The following is a 25,830-nucleotide window of genomic DNA, read 5'->3' as shown; positions in this document are numbered from 1 at the left end:
CTGATCTCTACCCGCCGACCTATTGGTCGCAGCGCCTGCAATTGGCTGTTTTAAAGGCTGTCGGATCTGATTTAGCCCGTCCGCGTAGTTTTCCGCTCATACATTTATCCGATTGACGCGCCTTGCATTGCCGGGTACATTTGTTTCAGCCAAACGGCAAAAAACAACACCCTGCGTATGCGTTTTTATCCACTCCTTGTTTGCCTTAGCAGCGTCGGCCTCCCTCTCTTCGCCCAGACGTCTTCCCCGGCGGTAACGGTGTCGGGAGGACTAAACGCCTACGCTGGCTTTTATAAGGCCGGCGGTATCCCGGCCCGCAACCAGCCCGCCCCTTTTGGCCTGAGCGGAGCGGTTACCGTTACCCTGCCCGGCGGAGTGTCGCTGCCGTTTTCGGCGGTGCTGGGCAACCAGGGGGCATCGTTCCGGCAGCCATTCAATCAGTTTGGCGTTAGCCCGACCTATAAGTGGGCAACGGCACATGCCGGCTACCGCAATGTATATTTCTCTCCCTTTACGCTGGCGGGGCATACGTTTCTGGGCGGAGGGGTAGAGCTGAACCCCGGCAAGCTGAGGCTTGGCGCAGTGTACGGCCGGTTCAACAAAGCCATAGCCTCCAACCTGGCCGAACCCGATGTAATTCCCGCTTACGGCCGCACAGGATATGCCGTAAAACTGGGCTATGGTAAGCCCGGCAACTATGTTGACCTGGTGATGCTGCGGGCGCAGGACGATTCAACCTCCATTGGGGCCGTACCACTCACCGCCGAGCGCACCGTGAAACCTGCCGAAAATCTGGTAGTCGGAGCCACCAGCCGGCTGCTCATTCTGAAGCATATTACCGTAGAACTGGATGCCGCCGTCAGCACCTACACCCGCGACCTGCGCAGCAGTGTTGTGGCGGGTGAGGGAAGCTCACCAATTGTCCGGCTTTTTGGGCAGCTTATTACACCCCGGCTGTCGACGCAGGTAACGCAGGCGACTCAGGCGGCTCTGGGATATCAGGGAAAAGGATACGGCATCAAGGTCCAGTATAAGCGCATTGACCCCAATTTTCAGACTATGGGGGCCTACTACTTCCAGAGCGATATAGAGAGTTATGCTATAGCTCCCAATCTGACCTTACTGGCGGGTAAACTGCGGCTGGCGGGTAGTTACGGCGTACAATACGACAACCTGGCTGGTAATAAAAACGCCCGTACCGGCCGCAGCATTGGCTCACTGGTAGTTTCGTACAATCCGGCTACAAAGTTCGGAATCGACATTCAGCTCTCGAACTATGGCCTTAGTCAGCAGGCGGGTCTGCGGCCTGTGATTGATACCCTACGCCTGGCACAAAATAACCTCTCTGCAACAGTTAATACCCGCTATTCGCTCCAGAAAGAAGATGTAATGCAGGTTTTTACCCTGACAACTACCTATCAGAAGCTTAGCGACCTTAATAACCGTACTGCCAGTCAGACAGAGAATAACAATACGAACCTCAATTTAGGCTACTTCTACCAGCAGACTACTACCGGCTGGGGGATCAACGGCATGGTATCGTATACGCAAACCCAACTGCCCCTGGCTGTCGGTGACAGCAACAGAATGGTTCGTTTTTATGGTCCAACATTGGGTGCCACGCAGGCATTTTTTGAAAAGAAGATGACCACCTCGGTTAACGCCAGCTATCTGTTCAATCAGCAGGCGGGTGTATTGGGCAACGTGCTTACCGTTTCGGCTAACGGTGGTTATCAGGTGGCTAAACGCCAGACGATCAGTGCATCGCTTATTTACCTGTATTCACATACAGGCATTCAGGAACAGACTTTCAACGAACTTAGAGGCAACCTGGGCTATGGTATTACGTTCTAATTCTGCCAGTAAACTCGTATTAATAGTATCGCTCGCCCTCATAACGCTAATGGGCCGGGCGCAGCAATTTCCGTTACAGGTTCAGGTAAACGTAATGCCACCCTACAGCGCCTACCTACAGGATTATCCAGGTACCGGTCAGCAAGTGCGGGTATTTATTAGTAACACCAGCCCGACTACGTACCGGGTTCGCCTGTCCGGACAACTGATCGGTGATAACGGCGTCGAAATCCGTACGGCTCCGAATTACCGCCCCCCCAGACCTCTAATGGTACCACCCGGACAGACGTTACTGAACCGCACCGATCTGGAAGGACTGTTTGACCTGAATCAGATTGAGGTAACAGGCATTGATAAAAACCTGCTGGCCCGGGGACTTCCCCTGCCAGATGGCACATACCAGCTATGCGTCCGGATTTTTAACGAGACCGTCAGCAATACCACCGGTGTAGCTTTTGGCCAGCCGCTTTCGGCCGAGTTTCCGTTGGGCTGCTCTGCCCCGATCGTTGTACGGGCTGCTGACCCCCCTATCCTGGTTAGTCCCCTCTGCGACGCCAGCATAACGCCCACTACCCCTCAGGCAACGGTGTTTACCTGGACACCTCCGGTGGGGGTATCACCCACTCAGGTGGAGTACACACTCCGCATCGTCGAACTGCCCCAGGTCAATATAGACCCCAACGTGTTTATTGACGCGATAACGCTGCCCCGTTCAGGCGTAGAGGTGCGGAACCTGCGAACCAGTACGTTCCTGTACGGCCCCACCCAACCGCCGTTGGTGGTAGGCAAGCGGTATGCCTGGCGGGTACAGGCCATCGACCGCAGCCGAAAACTCAACTTGCTGAACGATGGTAAAAGCCCGGTCTGTCTGTTCACTTACGGTAGCGGGCCGGTGCAGGAGATTATCAAACCTGGTATCGAAATCGCCCAGACACCCATTCCGGTTGGCCTGAATATACCAGGCCTGACGTTACCCTCCGGGGTTACGCTACCGACGGACATGACAGCTACTGCCTATATGCTGCCGGCTTCCTGCTCCTGCAAAACGCCACCGGCGGGGGGCGATGTAGTCGATAACAGCAAAGCGCTTGCCCAGAAGTCTGCCACAATTGCGGGCGGTTTTCCGCTAACATTCCTGCTGGATGTCAAAGAAGATCCGGCGAAAAAAACGTTGTCGGGCACGGTTATGGTCCCTATGCCGGTTATCAACTCATCTTATGCCAGGGTGCGCTGCCGGCTGGTTGATGTCCAGTGTAATGCCGCCGGTGAAGTCATCAGCGGATTTGTACAGGCCATTCAAACCAGTAAGCCCGGTCCCTGGCCTGCGTTTACGAAGCCCGATATCAACCCGCCTGCGCTATCTTCCGATCAGATCAGTAACCTCGGGTCATTCTGGGATAGCTACAAGGAGGGGCTGGTTTCTGAGGCTAACAACGCCAAGCAAAGTATTGGATGGGAAGTTCCTTTTGGAATTGAGAAAAAGTTTGGCGGAACGGGGGGTGTTTTCACTATTACCGACCTGACGTTGACCCCTGCCGATGCTTATTTCAATGCTAACATGTGGATTAGTGTGCCGGAAGTAGCCAAGTTCAAAGGTATTCCGCTAAGTGCCAGCCGGGTTTGTATAAAGTGGAACGGGAGCGGTTCAGAAACCTGTGGCGACAAAGTGCTCTATCTGGCTGATAAGGTGGAGTTCGGCAGTGGGAGTTTGAAAGTTTCGCTGAAAGGCCCCGACGATGTGGAAGGACCTCCAACTCCCGCCACGGCTACCAGCGTCAGGTACGACGCTAATGGCTTTGCCGGTATGCGCATTGTAGCAGGGATTACTACACCGGGGCTTTTGCGTAAAAAGGACAACCTGCCGCTGGAAATGAAGATGACCTATGATTTGCCAACACCCGATTTCAGCAACTGGATGGGTCAGGTGCAGTCGGAAGATGATTTCTATGTGGCAGGCATGTCGGATTTTGTGCTGTCAATGCGCGATCCGCTTGGGAAACTGGTGCCGGCCATGTATGATCACGACGATGTAAAAAACCCCGGCATAATGCCGGAAGGGTATGATCCCGGCAAAGACCCGACCTGGCACGGGTTGTACATGCCTGCTCTCTCGATTACTATGCCGTTTCTGAAGTCCCTCAATAACGGTAAAGACGTGCCAATTGGCGTCAAAGGCATGATTTACGACGCCAATGGCTTTACCGGCAAAGCCTTTGCCGGAACCGAAAAGGCACCCCTGATTGCGCTTGGCGATGGGAGTATGGGTGGCTGGTACTGTTCAACCGAACAGCTGTCTCTTACCTTCCTGCAGAGCAGTTTTGTGAGCGGAGGATTAAACGGACAGGTGGTACTGCCCATTTTTAAATACAATACGGGTGATGATGCCTCCAAGCCGTCGGTATGGCCCTGGACGTGTACCTATACCAAAGTTGGTGAGTCGTTTCAGTTTGTGGTTTCTCCCAAAAACGACGCCTATGTTGATCTGTGGAAAGCACAGCTGACTATTCAGAAGCAGGGTAAGGCCCTGACCGTTTTAAAAAATGGCCAGCCGAATACCACTGCCATTACCGCTACCTATAACGCTTCCGGTTTTAACGCCAAAGCGGTTCTGAATATGACGCTGAGCCTGAATACAGGCGTGGTGGTGGCTCCCGGCATGAGTGTTGAGGGGCTGGCCTTTCAGACCAGTCCTCCAGCAGGCGAAGACTTTTTTGATCCGGGTCTGTTTACGGCCGGTCTCAACTCACCCCAGCGGTATATTGCGGGCGACAGCGACGAGAGTGGCCTCCCCCTTGAGCTGAAAGAGGTCAGTGTAACCAAGGCCGCTTCTAAAAAAACCGGAGAATACGACCTTAACCTGACAGGTGGGCTGAACCTAACCAACATATCGTCTATTAAAGCCGGCGCAACGGGCTACGTCCGCTTTTGGGTGGGTAACAACTCCAAAGGCAGACCCGACTGGAAATATATCGATACCGGTATCACTGGAGCTACCGTCAGTGGCGTTCTGGGGCCTGTCAGCCTGAGTGGTGCCTTAAATTTATTTGGCTATAACGGGGCAGAAGACGGCAAGTATGGTAAAGGCTTAAAAGCAGAATTGACGGTAGCAGTATTAGGAGCGAGTTTTGGCGGAGCAGCCCTTCAGGGATACTTCGGTAGCAAAGCGGATGACAGTGGCCGGTTCCGGTACTGGCAGGTGGGCGGGTATGCGGATTTGGGCTCACCAGGTGTACCCATTAGCCCGGCGATCAACTTCCGCAAGTTTGGCGGAGGAGCCTTCAACAACATGCAGCTCACGCTCGACACAACCGCTACCGGGGAGCCCACCGGCAGTGTTTCGTTCGTACCTAAACGGGGCGGCTGCGGCTTCCAGGCGGCTGTAGGCATTACTACCACAGACGGCTCCGCACTGGGTCTCACGGGAAGGCTCACCGTTGGTTTTAACGGTTGTGACGGCACCCTGAGCCTGAGCAACATAGCCATTGATGCCAACGCGCAGTTGCTGATAGCCGCCAAGCCACTGGCTGAGGGCCGGGGCGTGTTTGCCATTGATTTCGCCGACGGCAAGCCTTCCGTTATAGCCGGAGCGGCATCGCTGAAGGCCAGTTATTCGGAAGGGGCGTTTTACGCCATCGGGAATGGTACCCTCGGACTGCATGTGGATCTGAAGAATTCCGAAAACTTCTTTTTCTATCTGGGGAAACCCGTTAGTGACCCGGCTCAGCGGGTAAACATTACGTTTGGCCTTAAAAACGCGATCAGCCTGGATTTTGGCACCTATTTCTTCATGGGCAACGCCAAACTGGCGGGAATAGCCAAGTTACCGCCCGATCCTTACAAAGTGGACCCTGCCCTGCTGAAACAGTTGGGCTATATGGGCGGAAAATCGGCTTCCAGCAAAGCGCTCGCGTTCGGAGCCGGGCTCAATTTTGAGTACGACAATACCTTTGGTCCTTTTTATATCGACTTTTCGGCGCAGGTAGGGTACGATCTGGTGCTGCAAAATGGCATAAGTTGTGCGGGTGACCCTACCGGCAATCCGCCGGCACCAGCCATTAGCAAACCCGGTCTCAATGGCTGGTATGCCAACGGACAACTTTACGCAGCGCTGGACCTTGCCCTGGGCATTGACGTCGACATGTGGTTCTATTCGGGGCGGCTGGAAGCGCTGCGCGTTACGGCGGCTGCTCTGCTCGAGGGGGGAATGGTCAACCCTATCTGGCTGCATGGTAGCGCTCTGCTGAAATACCGGGTATTAGGTGGAAGAATCAAGGGAAGCGTCCATGCCGAATTCTGGTATCGAAAGGAGGACCGTTGCGTGGTAGCCATGCAGCAACCGAATCCGTTTGCCAGTATGCCAATCATCGCTGCGGTGCTGCCGAATGGCAGCAGTAAAGATCCTGTTGCGTCTATTACTCCGCTCTATGCTGAATTCAACTACCCGGTACGGGCGCTGATTGAAGTCAACGATGTTGACTCACAAGGAAAACCCCTGGAGAGTTTCCGTACGTTCCGGCTCGATTTTAAGCCAGGTCAGCAGTTCAAGCTAACTCCATTCAACAGCAAGGCTCCTGCCAGCGTCAAATGCGCCACGACAGAAGCCGGACGGCTGGTGATGGACCGCTCGGGCACCGGCGACGATGCCAGCTACAACGCAACCTTCTACCGCGACGCAGCCCTGCAGCCATTTACCAGTTATTCGCTCACCGTTGGCATTCAGGTGTATATCAAGTCAAGTAACTGCACCACATCGCCGGTAGCCAACTGTCAGAACATAGGACCGGTGTGGGCCGAGTATATGTTTGCCAGTAAGGATAAGAGCGGGAAATTAGGTGCTCCCAAAAGTGTGAATGAGACCCAGACCGTTACGTTCACAACGGGCGAATGCAACAGCAGCCTGACCCGCGATGGCGTAAATGCAACCGTTAGTTATTCCTTTCCGTTCGAGGGGCAGCGGTACTTTACTATAGGCGATGCCACCAACGGCTTTGTCGAGATGCAGGCTATTCTGTGCTGTGGGGATAAAATAAAGAGTGATGCGAACTTCGATCTGGCGGTACGATTTGTGCCGTTTTCCGGCAAGTTTGATGAATCTCAGGCCCTGATGGCCACCAACGTCAAGTTTGATGATGTACGCTTATCGTACAGCCTGCCTTCAGGTTTAAAAACGCAGTCTCTGTACCGGCTTGATGTTGTACGAATTCCCAACAACAATTTCATAAAAGCGCAACAGCAGGAGTTGGAGAAGCATAAAGCAGCCCTCCTCGCAGCGCAGATAGCTTCGACCAAGTTTGGCGGGGCAACCATCAACCCCGGCATGCCTAACTCTCCCCTGTTGGCCAGTAATACTCAGGTCGCTAACGGATCTGGCACAACCAGCATCAATGCGGCACAGGGTATACAGGTGGCCTCAATTAGTCCCGGAGCAGGGCTGGGCGACAAAGCGGTAGCTGTCAACAAAACGGCCACTGTGTACATCAATAATTATGTAGAAGTCCAGCAATTTGGTAAAGGTAACCTAGCCAATACCAGTCTGGCAATAGGCATTCAGGAGAGTACCAACGCCACAGGAGGCCCTACGTTTAAGGTAACACCAGAACAACAGCTAACGGCCATAAAGAAAAAGTTTGAGCAGGTACTGTACAGCTACCCTTTCCAGACCAGCCGCTACAACACCCTGGCTGATAAACTGCAAGACACAAAAGTGCAGAACAGTCAGGTAAAGGCGGATCAGACTTTGCTGTTTTTCGCTGCCTTACCCGATGGCGTGTTCAGTGTGCCCGTGCAGGCCCAGGAGGGATTTGATACCTACGAACTTAACTGGGAGAAAGTAGGAAATGGCAAGGTCCGGCCACCCATGGTATTGCTTAAAGCCAACCCCAATGGCAACGCCTGGTTCAACAGCTTTGTCAAGCCCACCGTTGATCTGATCAATGCCATGAGTCAGGCCACTAAAATAAACGGCCAGAAGCTGTACACAATTGCGGGTCCGGGCGGACAGCAATACGGGCTACAGAGTGTGGATTATGACCGGCTGATGCGTTCGCTTATGGCCTTCAACACCGTATTTGATAAGCCTCAGGCTCCTATCAATCAGGCAGAGATTGACGCCCTGATGGCTACCTCAGCCACAAAATAAGACAGCCATGATACACAAGAAACAAATCACTGCTTTTACCGGTATGCTGGCCCTGCTTTTAAGCAGTACCTGTCTGTGGGCACAGGGTGTAAAGATCACCACTGCCTCAGGGCAAACCGCTAAAACAACGTTAACCTCAACGGAAATGACGCTGCTGGTCAATGCCGGTTCGCTGGGGGCACAGCCTACTACCCAACTGTATACGCCGGCAGATGACAATGCAAGCCGTAGTCAGTCATCTGCGGCTGTCTTGCAGAACAAGAACCAGGTTAGTCCGGCCTATCAGGCTGCCGTTACCAAGTTAGCTAACAAAACCGGAAAGTATGGTCTAAACTTCAATGCGGTAGTGGTGGCGGATCTGTACTACGCTCACGTATTGAAAAACCTCGACAATCTCATTGAGGCCGGTAGTATGAACCTGAATCCGAAAAGCACGGATATTACAGAATACATCCTTACAAAAACGCTGGATTACGTTGCCAAACTCGAAGCGCAGGCCGGTCTGAAACCAGACCCCAACTATATTCGATTTGTCAACTCTATGCGGGAGCAGTTGTCAGGGGTGAATTACGTAGATGTTATGCAGGGTGACCCTGTTTCTTTCTTTGCTGAAGTTATCTATAAGGCGGGCCTCCAGCAGTGTATAAGCTATTGTCAGGATCCTTTTAACGAATGGACCATGACTAAAAAAAAATCGGCAGGTGTCTTTGTCGCTTTTCTGGTCGCCGATCTGCTTGGCTATGGTAATGTTGCCAAACAGGGCAATGCCATTTACAAGATGCTTTATGATGCCTACGTCGCTAAAAAACAGGGGGCTCAGTACGGAGCCTACCAGCCGCTGGTAAAGCGTTCCGGCACCGCCGTTCCCTTTGTGCTCTATGGTGTTTCGTTTGGCAGTCTGGCCCCAATTATGATTCTGTCCAAAAGTAGCCAGGCCCTTAGCTACTATTGGGATGACAAGTGCAACTGTCCTAAAGACGACATATTTATATGGGCTACCTTCTCGGCCCCACACTCGTTTATTGTACCCTAAGATCAACACCTGTTATGAACCGTTTTTTTGTAGCCTGGATGATCGCCTGTAACCTGACGCTTACAGCGCTGGCGCAGCAGCCGGGCCGTCGGGCAGACCGGCCAAACACAGCACCGGGTCCGGCTTCCATACCCGATACCGTGAACAACTTCCGGGTAGTTCTGTTGGCCCGCTCGTATGGCGATTCGGTGGTGCTGCGCTGGGCACCCAACAATGCGCTGTTGTTCCGGGCGGCTGTGCGGGGAGGGGGCTATCTGCTCAGCCGGCAGAGTCTTGGACCCGACCAGAAACTCAAAGTGGATTACACTATCAAAATAGCGCCCTGGTCGTTGGACGAGTGGAAGCAGAAAGCCGGCCCCCGCGATACCCTGGCCGGCGTATGTGTCCAGTTGCTTTACGGAAAAAGCAGTGTCATAAAACCCGACCGCGCGGTTACGCTGGATGATTTGATACAGCAAAAAACCCAGGATGATCTGCGGCTGATGTTGGGCCTGACCCTGGCTGATGCCAATGCCCGCCACGCCGAGGGAATGGGCCTCCGCTTTACAGATAAAAATGTTCAGAAGGGAACCCTCTATTTTTATACGATCCTGCCTTTGGCAGACCCCAAAAACTACCCGACACCTTCGGAGAAGGCTACCGTTATTAACGACGGCCCCGCTCCCCGCCCGGCAATGGTATCTATTCAGGCCGAAGCAGGCGACCGGATAGTGACGTTACGCTGGGATCGGATGGCTACTCAGGAGCTCTTTTCGGCCTACTACATCGAACGATCTGACGACGGTGGCCGTACCTTCCGACGGTTGAACCGACGGCCCTGGCTCCAGTCGTCGGTGGCCCAGTTTGCCCAATCGTTTGAGTATAAAGATTCGGTTGCCCAAAATTACCGCCCTTACCAGTACCGGGTACTTGGGATTACGCCCTTTGCGGAGTTAAGTCTGCCCTCACCCGTACTAACCATACAAACCATCGATCAAACTCCGCCCAAAGCCGTATCGAACCTGCGGGTAAAACACCAGCAGGGCACACAGGTGAAATTAACCTGGGAGTATGGTAAAGCGCCCGGTGATCTGGCCGGTTTTGCCGTAGGCCGGGGGCGCGACGTTAACGGACCTTTTGCTCCGGTTTCACCCAGCCTGCTACCCCCCGGCACCACCTCCTTCACCGACGAAAGTGCTGATCCTTACGAAAAAACATACTATGTAGTCGTAGCCGTTGACACAGCGCGAAACGCGGCATCTACGCCGGCTGCCTATTGTGTATTCAACGACATCCAGGGGCCGACTAAGCCGAAAAACCTACAGGGTTACATCGACACGACCGGCTTTGTACGGGTAATTTGGGATCCTAATACCGAACGTGACATGCTGGGCTATACGGTATTGTTTGCCAATGACCCATCGCATGTGTTTACTCCGCTGACGGCCGATATCTTACCTGTAAGTGTTTTTGATGACCGCACAACACTACGCACACTGACCCGCCGGTTGTATTACCGCGTAGTGGCCTGGGACCAGAAGCACAACCCAAGTCCACCCTCTGACATCCTGACGCTGACCCGCCCTGATAAGGTACCACCCACAGCCCCGGCCATTGAGTCTTTTCTCGCTACCGACACTACTGTTCAGATAAGCTGGCGCCCCAGTTCCAGCGACGACGTAAAGGAACACCTGCTCCTCCGACGCAATGAACCAACCGAACGCTGGCGCGAACACGCCAGGCTGCCAACGAACCAGTTTACTTACGTCGATGCTGCCGTAAAAAGTCGTACCGCCTACCAGTATGCTATTGTCGCTGTCGATTCGGCAGGGCTGCGATCCGCCGAGTCGTTTCCGCTGCATGTGGCTACACCGGCAACGTACCCCCGCCCGGCTAGCCGGCTTAGCGCCCAGTATGTGAATGACCAGAAGGCCGTAATCCTCCAATGGCATCTTACCAATGATTACGCCCGGTACATTGTTTATAGGGGTGTTGATGGACAGCCGCTTAGGTCGTACGGCGTAAGCAACCGGGAACGGTCATTTACCGATAAGGCTGTAAGCAAAGGACGTTACCAGTACGCCGTAAAGGTCATTTACCAGGACGGCTCCGAATCGGGCCTGTCGAACCGGACATCCATCACGGTTAATTAAGCAACCTGCCATGAAAAAATACTATTTATTGTACTTGCTGACCCTGCTGATGGGGGGTAGCTCAGTGGTGCAGGCCCAGCTTACCCAGCCGACCAATCTGGCGGCTGTCGCCCTGACCAGCACCTCAATCCGATTGACCTGGACCGACAATACGACCAACGAAACCGGCTTTGAAATAGAGCAGAGTACTGATGGCCGTACGTTTACCAAAGTGGCTGATGCTGCGGTCAACGCTACCTCGTTTACGGTGACGAATCTAAATCCGGTAACCGCCTACTCCTTCCGGGTACGGGCAAAATTTGCCACTGGCAACTCATCGTACTCGAATACCGCCAGCGCGACTACCCTGGCCAGACCACCCGTTGTAACGAATCTGGCAGCAACCGCTCAGGGTACGACATCTATCCGGCTGACGTGGACCGATGTCGGGAAAGAAGCCAATTATTTTGTAGAGCGCCGTACCGGTCAATCCGGTACGTTTACGAGAATCGCCACCACTACGGCCGGCTATACCGATACTAATCTGCAACCCGGTACAGAATACTGTTATCGAGTCCAGTTTGATTCGTCTGTTGAACCAGCAGGCTACTCGAACATTGCCTGCGCTACTACCCAACAGGCCGTGCCTAATGCCCCCGCCCGATTGGTGGCCCAGGCAACGTCATCGACGCAGATAAACCTGCAGTGGGCTGACTTATCGAATAATGAAACGGGCTTCGAACTGGAGCGGGCGAGCCAGCCTAATGGACCCTTCAGCAAAATCGCTGATCTGGGCGTAAATGCAACCAGCTACGAAGACAAAAACCTCACCCCCAACACCCAGTACTGCTACCGGGTGCAGGCCCGTAATGGGTCAGGTGTTTCGGGCTACTCCAATACCGTATGCGCCATGACACCCGCTCCGCCAATACCTGCACCGGCTGCACCGTCCAATTTGTCGGCGGTAGCGGTCTCCTCGTCGCAGATCAACCTGAACTGGACCGATAACGCCAATAACGAAACCGGCTTTGAGCTGGAGCGGTCGACCGATAACCGCACCTTCAGCAAAATTGCCGATCTGCAAGCCGATGTGACCAGCTATCAGAATACCGGCCTGGACCCGGCCACCCGCTATTACTACCGGCTGCGGGCAGTCAATCAGGGAGGGCCTTCTGCGTACAGCAATACCGCCGACGCCACCACCGCCGATGTAGCACCCACCGCCCCTGCCCGGTTGGTGGCACAGGCGATATCGTTCAGTCAGATCAATCTGCAATGGGCCGACTTATCCAACAACGAAACCCGGTTTGATATTGAACGCTCGACGGACGGCACCACATTCACGAAAATAGCAGAAGTGCCTGCCGGAACCATAGCCTACCAAAGCACCGGGCTGAATGGGTCTACACGCTACTTCTATCGGGTCAGAGCGGTCAATGCTGTAGGCCCGTCGGCATACTCCAATATAGCCGATGCAACAACGCCGGCCGCACCGGTGCCCGACGCGCCGAAGAACCTGAAAGCGGTGCCGCTTGATTTCGACCTGATTCGGCTGACCTGGGATCCGTTGTCGGGCAACGCAACGGGCGTAACCGTTGAACGGTCTACCAGTCCAACCACGGGGTTTGTAGAAATTGGCAAGCAGTCGGCTTCCTCTCCTGAGTTCTTTGACCGCGAGATACTCGCGATAGCCACGTATTACTACCGCGTCAAAGCCACCAATGGAAACGGCAACTCCGTCTACAGCAATCTGGCCAGGGTCGATGCCGAGTTTCTCATCACGGGCGTGGCCCCCAAAGCAGCGACGGAACTGCCCATTTACGTAGCCGAGCGTATGTTGTATGTGCAGTTGGCCAAACACCTGGCGAAAGAGTCTACCCTGCAGATCATAACCATGCAGGGGCTGCCGGCACGGCGCTACCAAATTCCGGCCGGCAACCAGGCGAACTGGCAACAGTATCTGGGCGACCTCGCTTCCGGTATCTACCTGGTCACTATCGAAACCGCGGAGCAACGCATCACCCAAAAAGTCATTATCCAATGAGACCCATTGCTATACTCCTATTAATCTGCCTGACGGTCGGCTGTCAGCCCAAAGCCCTGACCCCTATCAATCAATTGATCGGCAAGGTCTGGAAAGCGCAATCTGTGAAGGAGAATACCGTCACCGTCTACACCGAAGGCGCTTCCAGCAACGTTCGGCCGGGTTACACCCGCTTCCGGCTCGACCTAAGCCGGCCCGACAAAGCCATCCTGATCGACATTGATGGCCGGACCACTACAGGCACCTGGAGCCTGTCGACCGATAACCAGCGGCTGATTCTGGAAAACCTGGAGCCCAAACCCTCCGCCACCATCGGCACCATTGAATATTACATTTTGGGTACGCCCACGGCAACTGACCTGCAGTTGCAGCGTACTGCCGAAAGCCGGAAAACGGGCAATAGTGTGAATGAATACGTGCTGAAACCGGAGGGGTGATACCGGAGCCGAGACGTACCCAGCGGGGCGGCACACGCTCCGAAGCCGCGGTCGCTATCTCTGGGATACTTTTCGTAAATTTGCGGTATGAAAATTGCCTTTGAAGACCTCATCGTTTTTGAAAACGAAGACTATATACTCATCAACAAGCCCCCGCACGTAGCCTCACTCGACGAACGCACCGCCGACCGGTCGAACAGTATCCTGCGGATGGCGAAGGAATATCATGCCGATGCGCAGTTAGGCCACCGGCTGGACAAAGAGACCTCCGGCATTCTGGCCATTGCCAAGCATCCGGAAGCGTACCGCCACCTGGCTATGCAGTTTGAGCACCGCGAAGTCGCCAAACGCTACCATGCCATTGTGAATGGGGTGCATGATTTCGATATGATCTCAGTGTATCTGCCCATTGCCCCCGTCCGCGACGGTACCGCTGTCCGGATCGACCGGCAGAAGGGCAAAGAAGCCGAAACGATTTTCAACACCATTCGGGCGTATCGCTCACACACCCTGGTGGAGTGTATGCCTATAACGGGTAGGATGCACCAGATCCGGGTTCACCTGATGTGTCTGAAAGCCCCCATTGTCAACGACCCGACCTACGGTGGCGATCCCATTTACCTGTCGCAGATCAAGCGCAAGTTCAACCTCAAGCAGGGCACCGAAGAGCTGCCCCTGATTCAGCGTGTAGCCCTGCACGCCCGATCGCTGACCTTTACCCTGCTGAACGGCGAAGACGTCCAGTTCGAAGCCCCTTACCCCAAAGACTTCGACGTGCTGGTAAAGCAGCTTGAGAAGCATTCGCTGTAGGCTGACGTTTGAAGTTTAAGGTTTAACGTTTGACGTTAAAAAGGCTGAAGCCAACGTCAAACGTTAAACCTTAAACTTCAAACGTCAAACCCCCATCCCGTCCCGTTCGGCAGAATGTTGATATATTGCGGTAGAGTAGACTTGTTTTACACTACCTTTGTATAGAGTAAAACCGGTAGCAAGGAGGCTTACTGCAATAGAGCTATGAGTCAGAACGTTTCACACATGACGAACTGACGAATTCGGTATAGCCGTTTTAACTAACACAGGAGATACAGCAGGGGATATGGAAGGCCTCATTACACATACATGGCGAAAATGGGTGTTGGCCGGTGCCGGCTGTCTGGCGGTGCTGGCAATCATTCCTGTTCAGGCTCAGCGGAAAGCCAGGCCTAAGGAAGAACAAAGCGGTATTGGCGGAGGGACCCTCAACCAGGGTATCGACGAATCTCTGTTTACCGAAGGCATGAAGTATATCATGACCGACGAGCCCACAAAAGCCATTGCCCAGTTTGAGAAACTGATTCAGAAAAATCCGGCTAATGCCGCAGCGCAGTATGCGGTGGCATCTGCCCTGCTGAAGAGCGGGAAGATAACCGAGGCCCTGTCGTACGCCCAGAAAGCGTACCAGCTGGATAACGGCAATAAATATTACGCCCTGCAACTGGCCGAGATTTTTGTCAAACAGAAACGCTACGCCGAAGCCGAAAACCTCTACGAAGCTGTTTTGCAGAAAGGCCCCGATAATATCGAATACGGCGTTGAACTGGCGGCCATTTACCTGTTCGACGATAAACCCGATAAGGCGCTCGAAACCTACGATAAGGTAGAAAAAGTGCTGGGCCTGAACGAAGAAATCATCCGCCAGAAACAGCGCATTTACCTCAAGCAGAACAAAGTAGATAAGGCCATTGAAGAAGCCGAAAAACTGGCGGCTGCCGAGCCCGGCGAACCTGACTACCTGATTGAAGGGGCAGAACTGCTGATTGCCAACGACCGCCTTCCGCAAGCCCTTACCTGGCTGGAGAGAGCCCTTAAGATCAGCCCCGATTTACCGCAGGCCCATGTACTGCTGGCCGACGTGTACCGCAAGCAGGGGAATATGGAGAAATACCGGCAGGAGCTGAAATATGTGTTCTCCAACCCCAATCTGGAGGCAAATATCAAAGCGCGTATCCTGTCGAGCTATATGGATATGGCCGGAGAGAACCCGACGGCTAAAAATGATGCGTTGAAAATGGCGCAGGACCTGGTGCAGGCCAACCCGAAAGATGCCGGCTCTCAGGTGATGATGGCCGACCTGCTCATGCAGATGGGTAAAAAAGCCGAAGCCCGTGACGCTTACGTAAAAGCCGCCCGCGTCGACGGCTCGGTGTTTGAAGTATGGGGCGCTATTCTGGAACTCGACGGAGCCCTGAACCAGGTAGACAGCCTGCTGGTACATGCCAATCAGGCCCTGGAGGTATTTCCCACCCAGGGACAGCTCTGGCTCGCCAAGGGATCCGGGCATTTATTTAAACGGCAGTATCAGGATGCCGTAGATGCCCTTGAGGAAAGCCGCCGGTTGCTGGTGACCAATAAAGAACTGAGCCGGAATATCAATGCCCAATTGGGTGACGCCTTTAATGGGCTTGGCGATTACGCCAGATCCGACGAGGCTTACGAACAGGTGCTGAAGGCTGACCCCAATAACGACTACGTGCTGAATAACTACAGCTACTTCCTGTCGCTGCGGAAGGAAAAGCTGCCCCAGGCGCTCCAGATGTCACAGAAGCTGGTGGAGCGGAATCCGAATAATGCGACGTACCTCGATACCTATGCCTGGGTGCTATATGTGATGAAGGAGTATAGCAAAGCCCGGCAGTATCTCGAAAAAGCCCTGCAGGCCGATCCGGCCAATGTGAGCGGTACCATCATCGAACATTACGGCGATGTACTGTACCAGCTTGGAGAGCGTGACAAAGCAGTTGAGCAATGGAAAAAGGCAAAATTGAAAGGAGAAAACAGCGAGCAACTCGATAAGAAAATCGCCACCGGAAAAATATGATGAAATACCTGCTCTGGCTGCTTACGTTGGTTCTGTTCCTGCACTCGGAAGCCTGCCGTCGACGGCACCTGTCTAAAACCGCTTTAACCCGCACACCAACAGATACGACAGTCATTAGCCGGAAACCGGCCGACACCACCCACGCGATAATAAACCGGCCGGGTATTGAAGAAGCGCGGACCAACGTAGCCGAAATTGATTTTACCTACCTGACTGCCCGCTCAAAGGTATCGTTCAAAAATAAAGAGCAAGACATCAATAATGCGAACGTGAACCTGCGCGTCAAGAAAGACAGCATCATCTGGTTCTCGGTGTCAGGGTTAGGCATTGAGGTTGCCCGTGGACTGGTAACCCGCGATACCATTACGATTCAGGATAAAGTACACCGCGAATACGTCAAATACGACTTTCCAACGCTCAGCAAGCAGTTCAATTTCAATCTGGATTTTGATCTGCTCCAGGCGCTGATTGTGGGGAATCTGCCCCTCCCGAAAAAACCGGCGCAGAAAATCAAGAACGAACGTGACTATCTGCTGCTTCGCCAGAGCGAAGGAAAAGTCATGGTTGAGAACTATATTGGCGAGCAGGACCGAAAGCTGAAAAAGCTGATGATGGTAGAACAGCCGACTAAAAATACCCTGCGCCTGGATTATGAGGATTTTACAGCGCTCAACAATTTCCTGTTTCCCTACACCAGCCTGCTCACGGTCGATTACAAATCGCGCAGCGACGGACAGTTTTATCAGACCCTGCTCCGGATTCAGCACAATAAAGTCGAGTTAGTGGATAAAAATCCCGGCTTTCCGTTTACCATTCCTCCCCGTTACGAACGGCGGCAGTAGGCGGGCAGCTTGTTTTAGTATTGTATGCAACTACGTAGGCATTGGCAGCTATGCGGCTGGGTATTGGTTTTAGGCTGTTTGCTTTCGCTCCGGTTGGCTGCGCAGCCACGTAACCGGCAGGCGCTCGAACGGGAGAAGAAGCAGAACCTGGAGAAAATGTCGCAGATCCGGAACATCCTTAAAGAAACCTCGTCGCAGAAAGATGTGAGCCTGGGTCAGTTAAAAGCGCTCAATCAGCAAATCAAAACGCAGTCGAGCCAGATTAATCTGCTCTCAGAAGATCTGAAGCTGATTGAGACGGAAATGGATGAACTGCGCCGGGCCGGCGAATTGCTGGACCGGGATATGGGTAAGCTGAAAAAAGAATACGCAGCCATGATTTATGCCGCCGACCGGCGCCGGCAGCAGGTCAATCCCCTGGGCTTTTTGTTCTCCGCCGACAGCTACAATCAATTAGTAGCCCGGTACCGCTACCTGAAACAATATTCCGACGCCCGGCAGAGCCAGGTCCGGCAGATTGAATCCGTGCAGCGCCAGATGGAAGAAAAACGCCTGGCGACGGAACGAAAGCGCCGGCAGCAGAAAAGCACGCTCCTGGTTAAGCTTGGCGAATCGAAAAAGCTGGAAACGCTCAAAGAGAAGCAAAACAAAGTAGTAGACGAACTCGGTAAGAAAGAAGCCCTGTTACGGGCCGAACTGACCGAAAGCCGCCGGGCTGTGAGCCGGCTGGAAACCATGATACGGCGGATTATTGAGCGGGAGGCTCGCGAGCGTGCCGAGCGCGAACGCCTGGAGCGGGAGCGCCTTGCCCGCCTGGAAGCGGCCCGTCGGGCCGCCGAGAAGAAACGGGCAGAAGAAGCCGCTGCGGCCGCTACAGCGGGCGAGAAAACAACGACCCCGGCTACCCCGGCACCGGCAGAAGCGCCGGCCGTGTCCGACGTGACCACCAAACCGGTAGAGCGCCCCAATGCCAATAACTTCAATGAGGCTGAGGTGGCGCTGGCATCTTCGTTTACAGCATCCAAAAACCGGCTTCCCTGGCCGGTTCAAACCGGCTTTATCTCCGACCGCTTCGGCCGGAAAGAACACCCGGTTTTGAAAGGAGTCATCGTCGAAAATCTGGGCATTGATATCCAGACCAACGCGGGCGAACCCGTACGGACGGTGTATGAAGGCACTGTCCGGGACGTTACCTACATGCCCGGTATGAACACCGTTGTTGCCATTCAGCACGGCGACTATATGACAGTTTATGCTAAATTGCGCAGCGCCATCGTAAAGGTTGGCCAGCGCGTAAAAGCCCGCGATATCATTGGCTTTGTCTCAACGGATAAAGATGGCGTCTCCGAAGTGCAGTTTCAGATCTGGAAAAACTACAGCCGCCTGAACCCTGAGACCTGGCTGGTACCACGATAAAAAACGACATAATCCATGTCTGTTCACAATCTCGACATTAAGCGCGTTACAACGCACGTTATTCAGGAGCTAAAGAATAAAGGCGAGAAGATTTCGGCCCTAACCGCCTACGACTACTCCATGGCGCGGGTGGTCGATGCCGCCGGCGTAGAACTGATCCTTGTCGGCGACTCAGCCTCCAACGTGATGGCCGGTCACGAAACAACGCTGCCTATCACCCTCGACCAGATGATATACCACGCCAGTGCGGTTGTGCGGGCGGTAAAGCGGGCGCTGGTGGTGGTCGATCTGCCGTTTGGCTCCTACCAGGGCAATTCGTCAGAAGCGCTGCGGTCGGCAATCCGGATCATGAAAGAAGCAGGAGCGCATGCCGTGAAGCTGGAAGGGGGGCTGGAGGTGCGGGAATCTGTTCTCCGGATTCTTAGCGCCGGCGTACCGGTAATGGGCCACCTGGGGCTTACCCCTCAATCGATCTATAAGTTTGGTACGTACGCCGTACGAGCTAAAGAAGAGACCGAAGCGCAAAAGCTGCTGGACGACGCCCAGATGCTCCAGGACATCGGCTGCTTCAGCATCGTGCTGGAAAAGATACCGGCTGCGCTGACCAAACAGGTTTCTGAAACATTAACCATTCCGACCATTGGCATCGGTGCCGGTCCGTATGCCGACGGCCAGATTCTGGTGATTCACGACCTGCTGGGCATCAATAAGGAATTTAAGCCCCGTTTTCTGCGCCGGTATGCCGACCTGCATACCATCATGACCAATGCCATCTCGCATTACGTGGATGACGTAAAATCGCGGGAGTTTCCGAACGAACAGGAAGCGTATTAAGTTGAGAGTAGTATGAAGACAAAAGGTTACCAGATTGTATACGAAGACAATCACCTGGTTATCGTTAATAAAGAACCGGGGTTGCTGGTACAGGGCGACCGTACCGGCGATGTTACGCTGCTGGATTTGGTGAAGGATTACATTAAAGAAAAATATGCTAAACCCGGTGAGGTGTTCCTGGGAACGGTTCACCGGCTCGACCGCCCCGTGAGTGGTCTGGTGGTATTTGCCCGGACTTCCAAAGCTCTGGAGCGGATGAACGAGATTTTTCGGAAACGGCAGGTGCAGAAGACCTACTGGGCCGTTGTGCGCCGGATGCCACCGGAAGAGAAAGGAAGACTTGTTCACTGGCTGGTCAAAGACGAAGAACGTAACCAGGTGACGGCGTACACCTACGAAGCCCCCGGCTCCCAGAAAGCGGAGTTAACCTACCGGCTGCTTGGGAAAATAAACGAACATTATCTGCTGGAGGTAAACCCTATTACCGGCCGGCCCCATCAGATTCGGGCGCAGTTGGCCAGTATGGGCTGCCCAATCAGGGGCGATATCAAATATGGTTACGACCGGGCAGTTCCCGACAAGAAGATTTACCTGCACGCGCGCCGGTTATATTTTATACATCCGGTAAAGAAAGAGCCGCTAATCTGTAAGGCCGGTGTACCCAATGATCCCTTCTGGGAGGAGTTTCTGGCGTTGGATACCGAAGATTTCAAAGATAAAAACCTGGATTTTATCTATTAATGCCGATACGCGCCGGTTTATCCGGACCTGAAACAGCAAAAATGCCTTACCGGACCCGGTAAGGCATTTTTGCTGTTTCAGGAGGCCGTACTGTTTTCCGGCCAGATGTCGGTCCAAAACTGATCCATGACCCGTTCCACCATTTGAAATGCTCCTCTAAGCGCACCAAAAACGACACATAACGGCAGAATGATGGGCAAAAACAAAACCCACTGCAGAATCATGTACAAACGAATTCCTTTCATCTCAGTAAGGTGGTAAAAGTAAATGATTTGTGTTAGGTGGTATATCAACGATAACAAAAATACAAAAAAAAAGTTAAGGATTACTGTTGAAAGAATTATAGTTAAACTTACTATAGTCATACATCTCCGACATATGAATGCCTGACTTCCTAAAAATTGCTTTATTCCTACAGAGTTAAAGCTAGAAAGCGGAAAAAGGCGGTTTCAATTGGATTTTGCAGATTATCTATTTTGAAAGTAGAGGGAAAGCTTTAATTTTATTTTAATTTTGTCTGCTTGCTACCCTTTACGGATTCTACTCATGGTTTGTCTCCGGAAACACCGATTCCTGCTGGCCCGCCTGCAACTGGGGTTATTCCTGGGAATAGTGGTATCCGGGATCGTTTTCCGTCACGCCCACCGGCTGGCCGACGGAACAATCATCTCCCACACGCATCCGTTCAAGCCGTTTACAAAAGATCCTTTTCAGCCCAACAATCACTCCCGGCAAGAGCTGATCTGGCTGGATCAACTGGCCCATGCGCTGTTCACCGACAACCACATTGCGGTCGTTGTTTTTCTCGTCCTGGTGGTTATTGCCTCCACCGTATGGTTACCGCCGTTACAGGTTCTTGCCCGCACCGTCTCCTGTACATTCCACCGTCGGGGACCTCCTTCCGGTTCGTATTGATGTAGTTTCCGGCTGATCATATTGTCAGCCTGGTGGTTGGCTATAACCTGGCGTATACAGGCTGTAGTGACCGCCGGTATCTTTTTTACGAACCAAAATTCTATCATAATCCATGTTCAATTATATACTGGTGTGCTTGCTGGTGGGAGCCGGGAGTCTTTGGTTGCCTGCGCAGGCGCAAAATGCCCTTAGTGGCCGTGTCATCCACAAAGAAAATAACGAAGCGGTTGTTGGAGCGACCATTTTCGTTCCTGAACTCCGGGTTGGGGCCACAACCGACGCCAACGGGGCGTATCGCCTGGCCAGATTACCGGTTGGAACCTTTACCGTACAGGTGTCATTTGTTTCGCATAAAACGGTAGTTCAGCAACTGGCCATCAACGGCGATGTAACGTATAATGTTACAATGGAAAATGCCGTTAACTCCCTGGAAGAGGTTATTGTATCGGGGTCGGCCACCAAAACCATTATCAAAGAGAGCCCGATTCCCATTGCCGCGCTGTCCAGAATTCAATGGCTGCAATCACCGTCGACCAACCTGATCGATGCCGTCAGTAAACTGCCCGGTATGTCTCAAATCTCAACGGGCGTTGGTTTGTCAAAGCCCATTATTCGCGGACTGGGTTTTAACCGGGTTATTACTATGCACGATGGTATCCGGCAGGAGGATAACCAATGGGGCGAAGAACACAGTATTCAGGTAGACGAATACTCTATTGACCGCTACGAGATAATCCGGGGCGCGGGTAGTCTGATGTATGGCTCCGACGGCCTGGGCGGGGTTATGGCTATTTTGTCGCCCCGGCCCGTTGAGGAGGGTAAGATTATCGGTCGGGTACTGACCAACTATCAGAGCAACAACAACCTGCTGGGGGTATCGGCTCAGGTGGCCGGTAACCAGAATGGCTTTGTCTGGCTGGCTCAGGTGAGTCGCAAAGACGCTAAAAACTATCGGAACCCGGTCGACGGGCGCGTGTATAGCTCTAATTTTCAGGAGCCGCTAAACGTTAACGGCTTTGTGGGCCTGAACAAAAAATGGGGGTATACCCGGCTGTATTTTCTGCGGTCATTCCAGAAATTTAACATTATTACGGGTACCCGCGACGAGCTGGGCCGCTTCACCAAAGCCGTAGCGCTGAACGATACCACCGAAGGCAACGTAACCGTCAGCGACGCAGAACTGAACGGGCGGATGATCAACCCCTCCAATTCGCAGACGCTGACCAATTTTAAGCTGGCCCTGAACAACTACGTTCAGTTGGGAGAGGCCTCGGCCTCCCTGAACCTGTCGTACGCTCAGAACCGGCGGCTGGAATACGGGAACGTGTTTGCGCCTGGCGTTCCGGACTTGTTCCTGTTTCTGCAAACCTGGTATTACGATGGCCGGTACAATTTTTCCACCCGCCGGAACTGGGAGGTGACGCTGGGCACCAACGGCATGTTTCAGACGCTTGGCAACCGGGGTGCCCAGACACTATACCCCAACTATACGCTGTTCGACAACGGCATTTTCCTGTTCAGCAAGAAAAGCTATGAGCGGCTGAAGCTGAGCGGAGGTATCCGGTATGACATCCGGGCGCTGGACATCGACAAGCTTTACATTGATTCTGAAGGGCGGTTCCAGTCTCTACCCGTACCGGGGGCCATCGTGCGCTTTCCCGGCTTTGAGAAAACCTACCGGAACCTCTCGGCCAGTGCAGGCGGGGTGTATACGCTGACACCGCATCTGATGGTGCGGGTCAATGCCTCACGCGGGTTCCGGGCACCGGCCGTGCCGGAACTTTCCTCGAACGGCGAACATGCCGGTACGTTCCGCTACGAAATTGGTAACCTCAACGCCAAGCCCGAAGTAGCGTATCAGGGCGATATAGGGGCCACGTATGAGTCCCCCAGCCTGTACGTCGACATTAGCCTGTTTCAGAACACTATCCGCAACTACACCTATTCCGAACGGGTCAATACCGTTACCGGGGCCGACTCCATCATCAACGGCGTGCCCGCTTTCCGCTACGCTCAGGGGAATGCCCGTTTGCAGGGCATAGAAGCTACGCTGACGTATAATCCGGCATCGGCGCGGTGGTTCAGCATTACCCAGAGTTATTCGTCGGTGTACGCCCGCAATCTGTCGGCTGCGGAACCGGGTGCCCGGTACCTGCCGTTTATGCCCGCTCCGCGCTGGATTTCGCAGGTCAAACTTACCAAAGACCGGTGGCAGAACCGGCTGCGCAATGTCTATGCCTCCCTGGATGTGGAAGTATACCAGCGGCAGGACCGGGTGCTGCTCGCCTATAACACCGAAACGCCGACGCCCGGCTATGTCCTGGTCAATGCCGGCATCGGGGGAGATATAACCGGCAATAACCGGCAGACCCTGTTTTCGCTCTACCTGACGGCGACAAACCTCGGTGATGTGGCCTACCAGAATCACCAGAGCCGCCTGAAATACCTGGACGAAAACCTACAGACAGGCCGCCGGGGTGTGTATAGTATGGGCCGCAATTTCAGCGTAAAACTGCTCATTCCTTTTTCGGCGTCGACGGTCGTAAACAGCCGGTAAGACCGACAGAAAAGCCGTGTTTCCTGACTATTTTTGTCGTATCTTGTGTTCATACAGGTAAACAGCAAACAAGGGTCGGCAGACCAGGTCTCATGTTAAACATCATACAATTATTACCGGATTCGATTGCCAACCAGATTGCGGCAGGAGAGGTAGTGCAGCGGCCGGCTTCGGTAGTAAAGGAATTACTGGAAAACGCGGTGGATGCCGGTGCCAAATCCATTCAGGTCATCATCCGCGATGCCGGCCGGACACTGGTTCAGATCATCGACGATGGGTCGGGCATGTCGGAGACTGATGCCCGGATGAGCTTTGAACGACACGCGACCTCCAAGATACGCTCGTCGGACGACCTCTTCCGCATCCGGACGATGGGTTTCCGGGGTGAAGCCCTGGCCTCCATTGCTGCCGTTGCCCAGGTGGAGATGCGGACCCGGCGGGCGGATGAAGAACTGGGTACGCTGATCCGGATTGAAGGCTCGGAGATCAAATCGCAGGAAATGGTGTCGTGCCTGCCAGGAACCAATATTCTGGTCAAAAACCTGTTTTTTAACGTACCGGCCCGGCGTAATTTTCTGAAGTCGAACTCAGTAGAGATGCGGCATATTCTCGATGAGTTTCAGCGGGTAGCGCTGGCCTTCCCGGAGGTCGGCTTTTCGCTGTTTCATAACGATCAGGAGGTGTATAACCTGGTGGCCGGTAAGCTGAGCCGCCGGATTATTGATATGTTTGGCAAAAGCTACCGGGAGCAACTGGCCTTTTGCGAAGAAGAAACGCCGTACGTAAAGGTGCGGGGCTATATCGGCAAACCCGAATCGGCCCGGAAGGCGCGGGGTGATCAGTTTTTCTTTGTCAATACCCGCTTTATCAAGCACAATTACCTGCACCACGCGGTCATTGGTGCCTATGAAGGCACCCTGCCCGAAGGTAGCCATCCGTTTTACGTGCTGTTTATTGAGATCGATCCGTCGCATATCGACATTAATATTCACCCGACCAAGACCGAAATTAAGTTTGACGACGAGCGGTCGGTATACGCAATTGTGATGGCGGCCGTCCGGAAAGCGGTGGGTATTTACAACCTTTCGCCTTCGCTCGATTTTGAATCGGATGTAAACTTTCTGGACGGGGGTGGCGGTAGTAACGCCATTGAACGGCACTTTGCCCCCGTGGATAGTAAGCCCCGGCCGCTGGCAGCCTCCTGGTCGGCCGATAAGCCAGCCGAGTCGGCTCCCCGTAAAGCATCGGCGGCCAACTGGCAGGCCATGTTTGAGGGATTGTCCACGGCCGAAACCCCAGCCAGAAGCAAAGCTGGGTTTCCGGCCGACATCAGTGCCGATTGGTTAGAGCCGGCACCGGTGACCAGCCCTAAGTCAGAAACCACTACGACCGACCCGGTACCGCCTGCGCCGGACGCCGTTACGGTAAGCAGCCGGGCCAATAAACTGATAAATGAACTGCCCGACCTGGAAACGGCCGAAAACCCCAGTATCCAGGTGCAGAACCGGTATTTGCTGGTGCCGGTGAAATCCGGGCTGATGGTTATCGACCAGCGCCGAGCCTACGAGCGGATTCTGTACGACCAGTTTCACGCGGCCCTGTCCCGGCGCAATGGAGTGGCCCAGCAACTGCTGTTTCCAAAAACGGTGACGGTCTCCCCGGTTGATTTCCAGTTGGCGCTGGACCTGCGCGATGAACTCACCAGCCTGGGTTTTCAGTTCGACGAGCTCGGGCAAAATACCTTTATCATCCGGGGGGTACCGGCCATGACCACCGGCGAAAATGAAGAAGAACTTTTTGCTAATTTGCTGGCGCAATTGCGCGAAGAAACCGGCCGGCTCAAGCTGGATCGGACAGAAGTGCTGGCCCGATCGCTGGCCCGGCGGTCGGCGGGCCGGTATACGGTGAGCCTGAGCCCGTCTGAACGCAAGGCGCTGATCGAACAATTGTTTGGGGCAACCAACCCTAGTTATACGCCTGCGGGTGAGCCGGTGACAACGGTCCTGACGTTAGATAAAATTGCCGGACTTTTTAAGACTTAATTTGTTAA

At 53.7% G+C, this 25,830-nt stretch carries 16 protein-coding genes; 15 read left to right on the top strand and 1 reads right to left on the bottom strand.

Annotated features, from left to right (window positions below):
- Positions 1-177: 177 nt before the first annotated feature.
- The 12 genes from ABD931_RS18150 to ABD931_RS18095 all read left to right on the top strand — a co-directional run bounded on the left by ABD931_RS18150 (position 178) and on the right by ABD931_RS18095 (position 20,308).
- On the top strand, positions 178-1,854 hold the full coding sequence (locus ABD931_RS18150) for a hypothetical protein (RefSeq protein WP_345269281.1): 1,677 nt from the start codon (positions 178-180) through the stop codon (positions 1,852-1,854).
- A complete protein-coding gene (locus ABD931_RS18145) occupies positions 1,838-7,993 on the top strand; it encodes a hypothetical protein (protein ID WP_345269280.1) in 6,156 nt (2,051 codons plus the stop codon). The genes ABD931_RS18150 and ABD931_RS18145 overlap by 17 nt, the downstream gene beginning before the upstream one ends.
- Positions 7,994-8,000: 7 nt before the next feature.
- A complete protein-coding gene (locus ABD931_RS18140; RefSeq protein ID WP_345269278.1) occupies positions 8,001-9,026 on the top strand; it encodes a hypothetical protein in 1,026 nt (341 codons plus the stop codon).
- Positions 9,027-9,040: 14 nt separating this feature from the next.
- A complete protein-coding gene (locus tag ABD931_RS18135) occupies positions 9,041-11,158 on the top strand; it encodes a fibronectin type III domain-containing protein (RefSeq protein WP_345269277.1) in 2,118 nt (705 codons plus the stop codon).
- Positions 11,159-11,168: 10 nt separating this feature from the next.
- A complete protein-coding gene (locus ABD931_RS18130) occupies positions 11,169-13,181 on the top strand; it encodes a fibronectin type III domain-containing protein (protein WP_345269276.1) in 2,013 nt (670 codons plus the stop codon).
- Positions 13,178-13,618, top strand: coding sequence for a hypothetical protein (locus tag ABD931_RS18125; protein ID WP_345269275.1), 441 nt, complete (start codon positions 13,178-13,180; stop codon positions 13,616-13,618). The genes ABD931_RS18130 and ABD931_RS18125 overlap by 4 nt, the downstream gene beginning before the upstream one ends.
- 87 nt (positions 13,619-13,705) lie before the next feature.
- Positions 13,706-14,428 carry an RluA family pseudouridine synthase gene (locus tag ABD931_RS18120; protein WP_345269273.1) on the top strand — a complete coding sequence of 241 codons (723 nt, stop codon included), beginning with the start codon at positions 13,706-13,708 and terminating at the stop codon, positions 14,426-14,428.
- Positions 14,429-14,714: 286 nt separating this feature from the next.
- Positions 14,715-16,475 carry a tetratricopeptide repeat protein gene (locus ABD931_RS18115; RefSeq protein WP_345269272.1) on the top strand — a complete coding sequence of 587 codons (1,761 nt, stop codon included), beginning with the start codon at positions 14,715-14,717 and terminating at the stop codon, positions 16,473-16,475.
- Complete coding sequence (gene lolB1 / locus ABD931_RS18110; RefSeq protein WP_345269271.1) at positions 16,472-17,317, top strand: lipoprotein insertase outer membrane protein LolB1; 846 nt, start codon at positions 16,472-16,474, stop codon at positions 17,315-17,317. The genes ABD931_RS18115 and lolB1 overlap by 4 nt, the downstream gene beginning before the upstream one ends.
- 24 nt (positions 17,318-17,341) lie before the next feature.
- Positions 17,342-18,733, top strand: a complete 1,392-nt coding sequence (locus tag ABD931_RS18105; RefSeq protein WP_345269270.1) for a murein hydrolase activator EnvC family protein — start codon at positions 17,342-17,344, stop codon at positions 18,731-18,733.
- Positions 18,734-18,748: 15 nt separating this feature from the next.
- Complete coding sequence (panB, locus tag ABD931_RS18100) at positions 18,749-19,567, top strand: 3-methyl-2-oxobutanoate hydroxymethyltransferase (RefSeq protein ID WP_345269268.1); 819 nt, start codon at positions 18,749-18,751, stop codon at positions 19,565-19,567.
- Positions 19,568-19,579: 12 nt separating this feature from the next.
- A complete protein-coding gene (locus tag ABD931_RS18095; RefSeq protein WP_345269267.1) occupies positions 19,580-20,308 on the top strand; it encodes an RluA family pseudouridine synthase in 729 nt (242 codons plus the stop codon).
- A gap of 77 nt (positions 20,309-20,385) precedes the next feature.
- Here ABD931_RS18095 and ABD931_RS18090 read toward each other — a convergent pair whose 3' ends face one another.
- The gene (locus tag ABD931_RS18090) at positions 20,386-20,553 is read right to left on the bottom strand and encodes a hypothetical protein (RefSeq protein ID WP_345269266.1); all 168 of its coding nucleotides are present in this window, start codon (positions 20,551-20,553) and stop codon (positions 20,386-20,388) included.
- A 301-nt stretch (positions 20,554-20,854) separates the two neighbouring features.
- Here ABD931_RS18090 and ABD931_RS18085 point away from each other — a divergent pair, with 301 nt between their 5' ends.
- From ABD931_RS18085 to mutL, 3 genes are all read left to right on the top strand, one after another.
- Positions 20,855-21,223 carry a DUF8478 family putative metalloprotein gene (locus ABD931_RS18085; protein ID WP_345269265.1) on the top strand — a complete coding sequence of 123 codons (369 nt, stop codon included), beginning with the start codon at positions 20,855-20,857 and terminating at the stop codon, positions 21,221-21,223.
- A gap of 112 nt (positions 21,224-21,335) precedes the next feature.
- Positions 21,336-23,780, top strand: coding sequence for a TonB-dependent receptor (locus ABD931_RS18080; protein ID WP_345269264.1), 2,445 nt, complete (start codon positions 21,336-21,338; stop codon positions 23,778-23,780).
- 92 nt (positions 23,781-23,872) lie between these two features.
- Positions 23,873-25,822 (top strand): DNA mismatch repair endonuclease MutL, encoded by a 1,950-nt coding sequence (gene mutL, locus ABD931_RS18075; protein WP_345269263.1) that lies wholly within the window; start codon positions 23,873-23,875, stop codon positions 25,820-25,822.
- Positions 25,823-25,830: the final 8 nt, after the last annotated feature.

Origin of the sequence: Nibrella viscosa, from assembly GCF_039541875.1 — a bacterium.
GTDB lineage: Bacteria > Bacteroidota > Bacteroidia > Cytophagales > Spirosomataceae > Nibrella > Nibrella viscosa.
Note: the sequence above shows the minus strand (reverse complement) of the source record. Positions and strands in the feature narration are given on the sequence as shown.

What these genes read in the sequence shown, in the direction of transcription:
- ABD931_RS18150 (WP_345269281.1), top strand. Translation starts at nt 178, where the DNA reads ATGCGTTTTTATCCACTCCTTGTTTGCCTTAGCAGCGTCGGCCTCCCT.
- ABD931_RS18145 (WP_345269280.1), top strand. Translation starts at nt 1,838, where the DNA reads ATGGTATTACGTTCTAATTCTGCCAGTAAACTCGTATTAATAGTATCG.
- ABD931_RS18140 (WP_345269278.1), top strand. Translation starts at nt 8,001, where the DNA reads ATGATACACAAGAAACAAATCACTGCTTTTACCGGTATGCTGGCCCTG.
- ABD931_RS18135 (WP_345269277.1), top strand. Translation starts at nt 9,041, where the DNA reads ATGAACCGTTTTTTTGTAGCCTGGATGATCGCCTGTAACCTGACGCTT.
- ABD931_RS18130 (WP_345269276.1), top strand. Translation starts at nt 11,169, where the DNA reads ATGAAAAAATACTATTTATTGTACTTGCTGACCCTGCTGATGGGGGGT.
- ABD931_RS18125 (WP_345269275.1), top strand. Translation starts at nt 13,178, where the DNA reads ATGAGACCCATTGCTATACTCCTATTAATCTGCCTGACGGTCGGCTGT.
- ABD931_RS18120 (WP_345269273.1), top strand. Translation starts at nt 13,706, where the DNA reads ATGAAAATTGCCTTTGAAGACCTCATCGTTTTTGAAAACGAAGACTAT.
- ABD931_RS18115 (WP_345269272.1), top strand. Translation starts at nt 14,715, where the DNA reads ATGGAAGGCCTCATTACACATACATGGCGAAAATGGGTGTTGGCCGGT.
- lolB1 (WP_345269271.1), top strand. Translation starts at nt 16,472, where the DNA reads ATGATGAAATACCTGCTCTGGCTGCTTACGTTGGTTCTGTTCCTGCAC.
- ABD931_RS18105 (WP_345269270.1), top strand. Translation starts at nt 17,342, where the DNA reads ATGCAACTACGTAGGCATTGGCAGCTATGCGGCTGGGTATTGGTTTTA.
- panB (WP_345269268.1), top strand. Translation starts at nt 18,749, where the DNA reads ATGTCTGTTCACAATCTCGACATTAAGCGCGTTACAACGCACGTTATT.
- ABD931_RS18095 (WP_345269267.1), top strand. Translation starts at nt 19,580, where the DNA reads ATGAAGACAAAAGGTTACCAGATTGTATACGAAGACAATCACCTGGTT.
- ABD931_RS18090 (WP_345269266.1), bottom strand. Translation starts at nt 20,553, where the DNA reads ATGAAAGGAATTCGTTTGTACATGATTCTGCAGTGGGTTTTGTTTTTG.
- ABD931_RS18085 (WP_345269265.1), top strand. Translation starts at nt 20,855, where the DNA reads ATGGTTTGTCTCCGGAAACACCGATTCCTGCTGGCCCGCCTGCAACTG.
- ABD931_RS18080 (WP_345269264.1), top strand. Translation starts at nt 21,336, where the DNA reads ATGTTCAATTATATACTGGTGTGCTTGCTGGTGGGAGCCGGGAGTCTT.
- mutL (WP_345269263.1), top strand. Translation starts at nt 23,873, where the DNA reads ATGTTAAACATCATACAATTATTACCGGATTCGATTGCCAACCAGATT.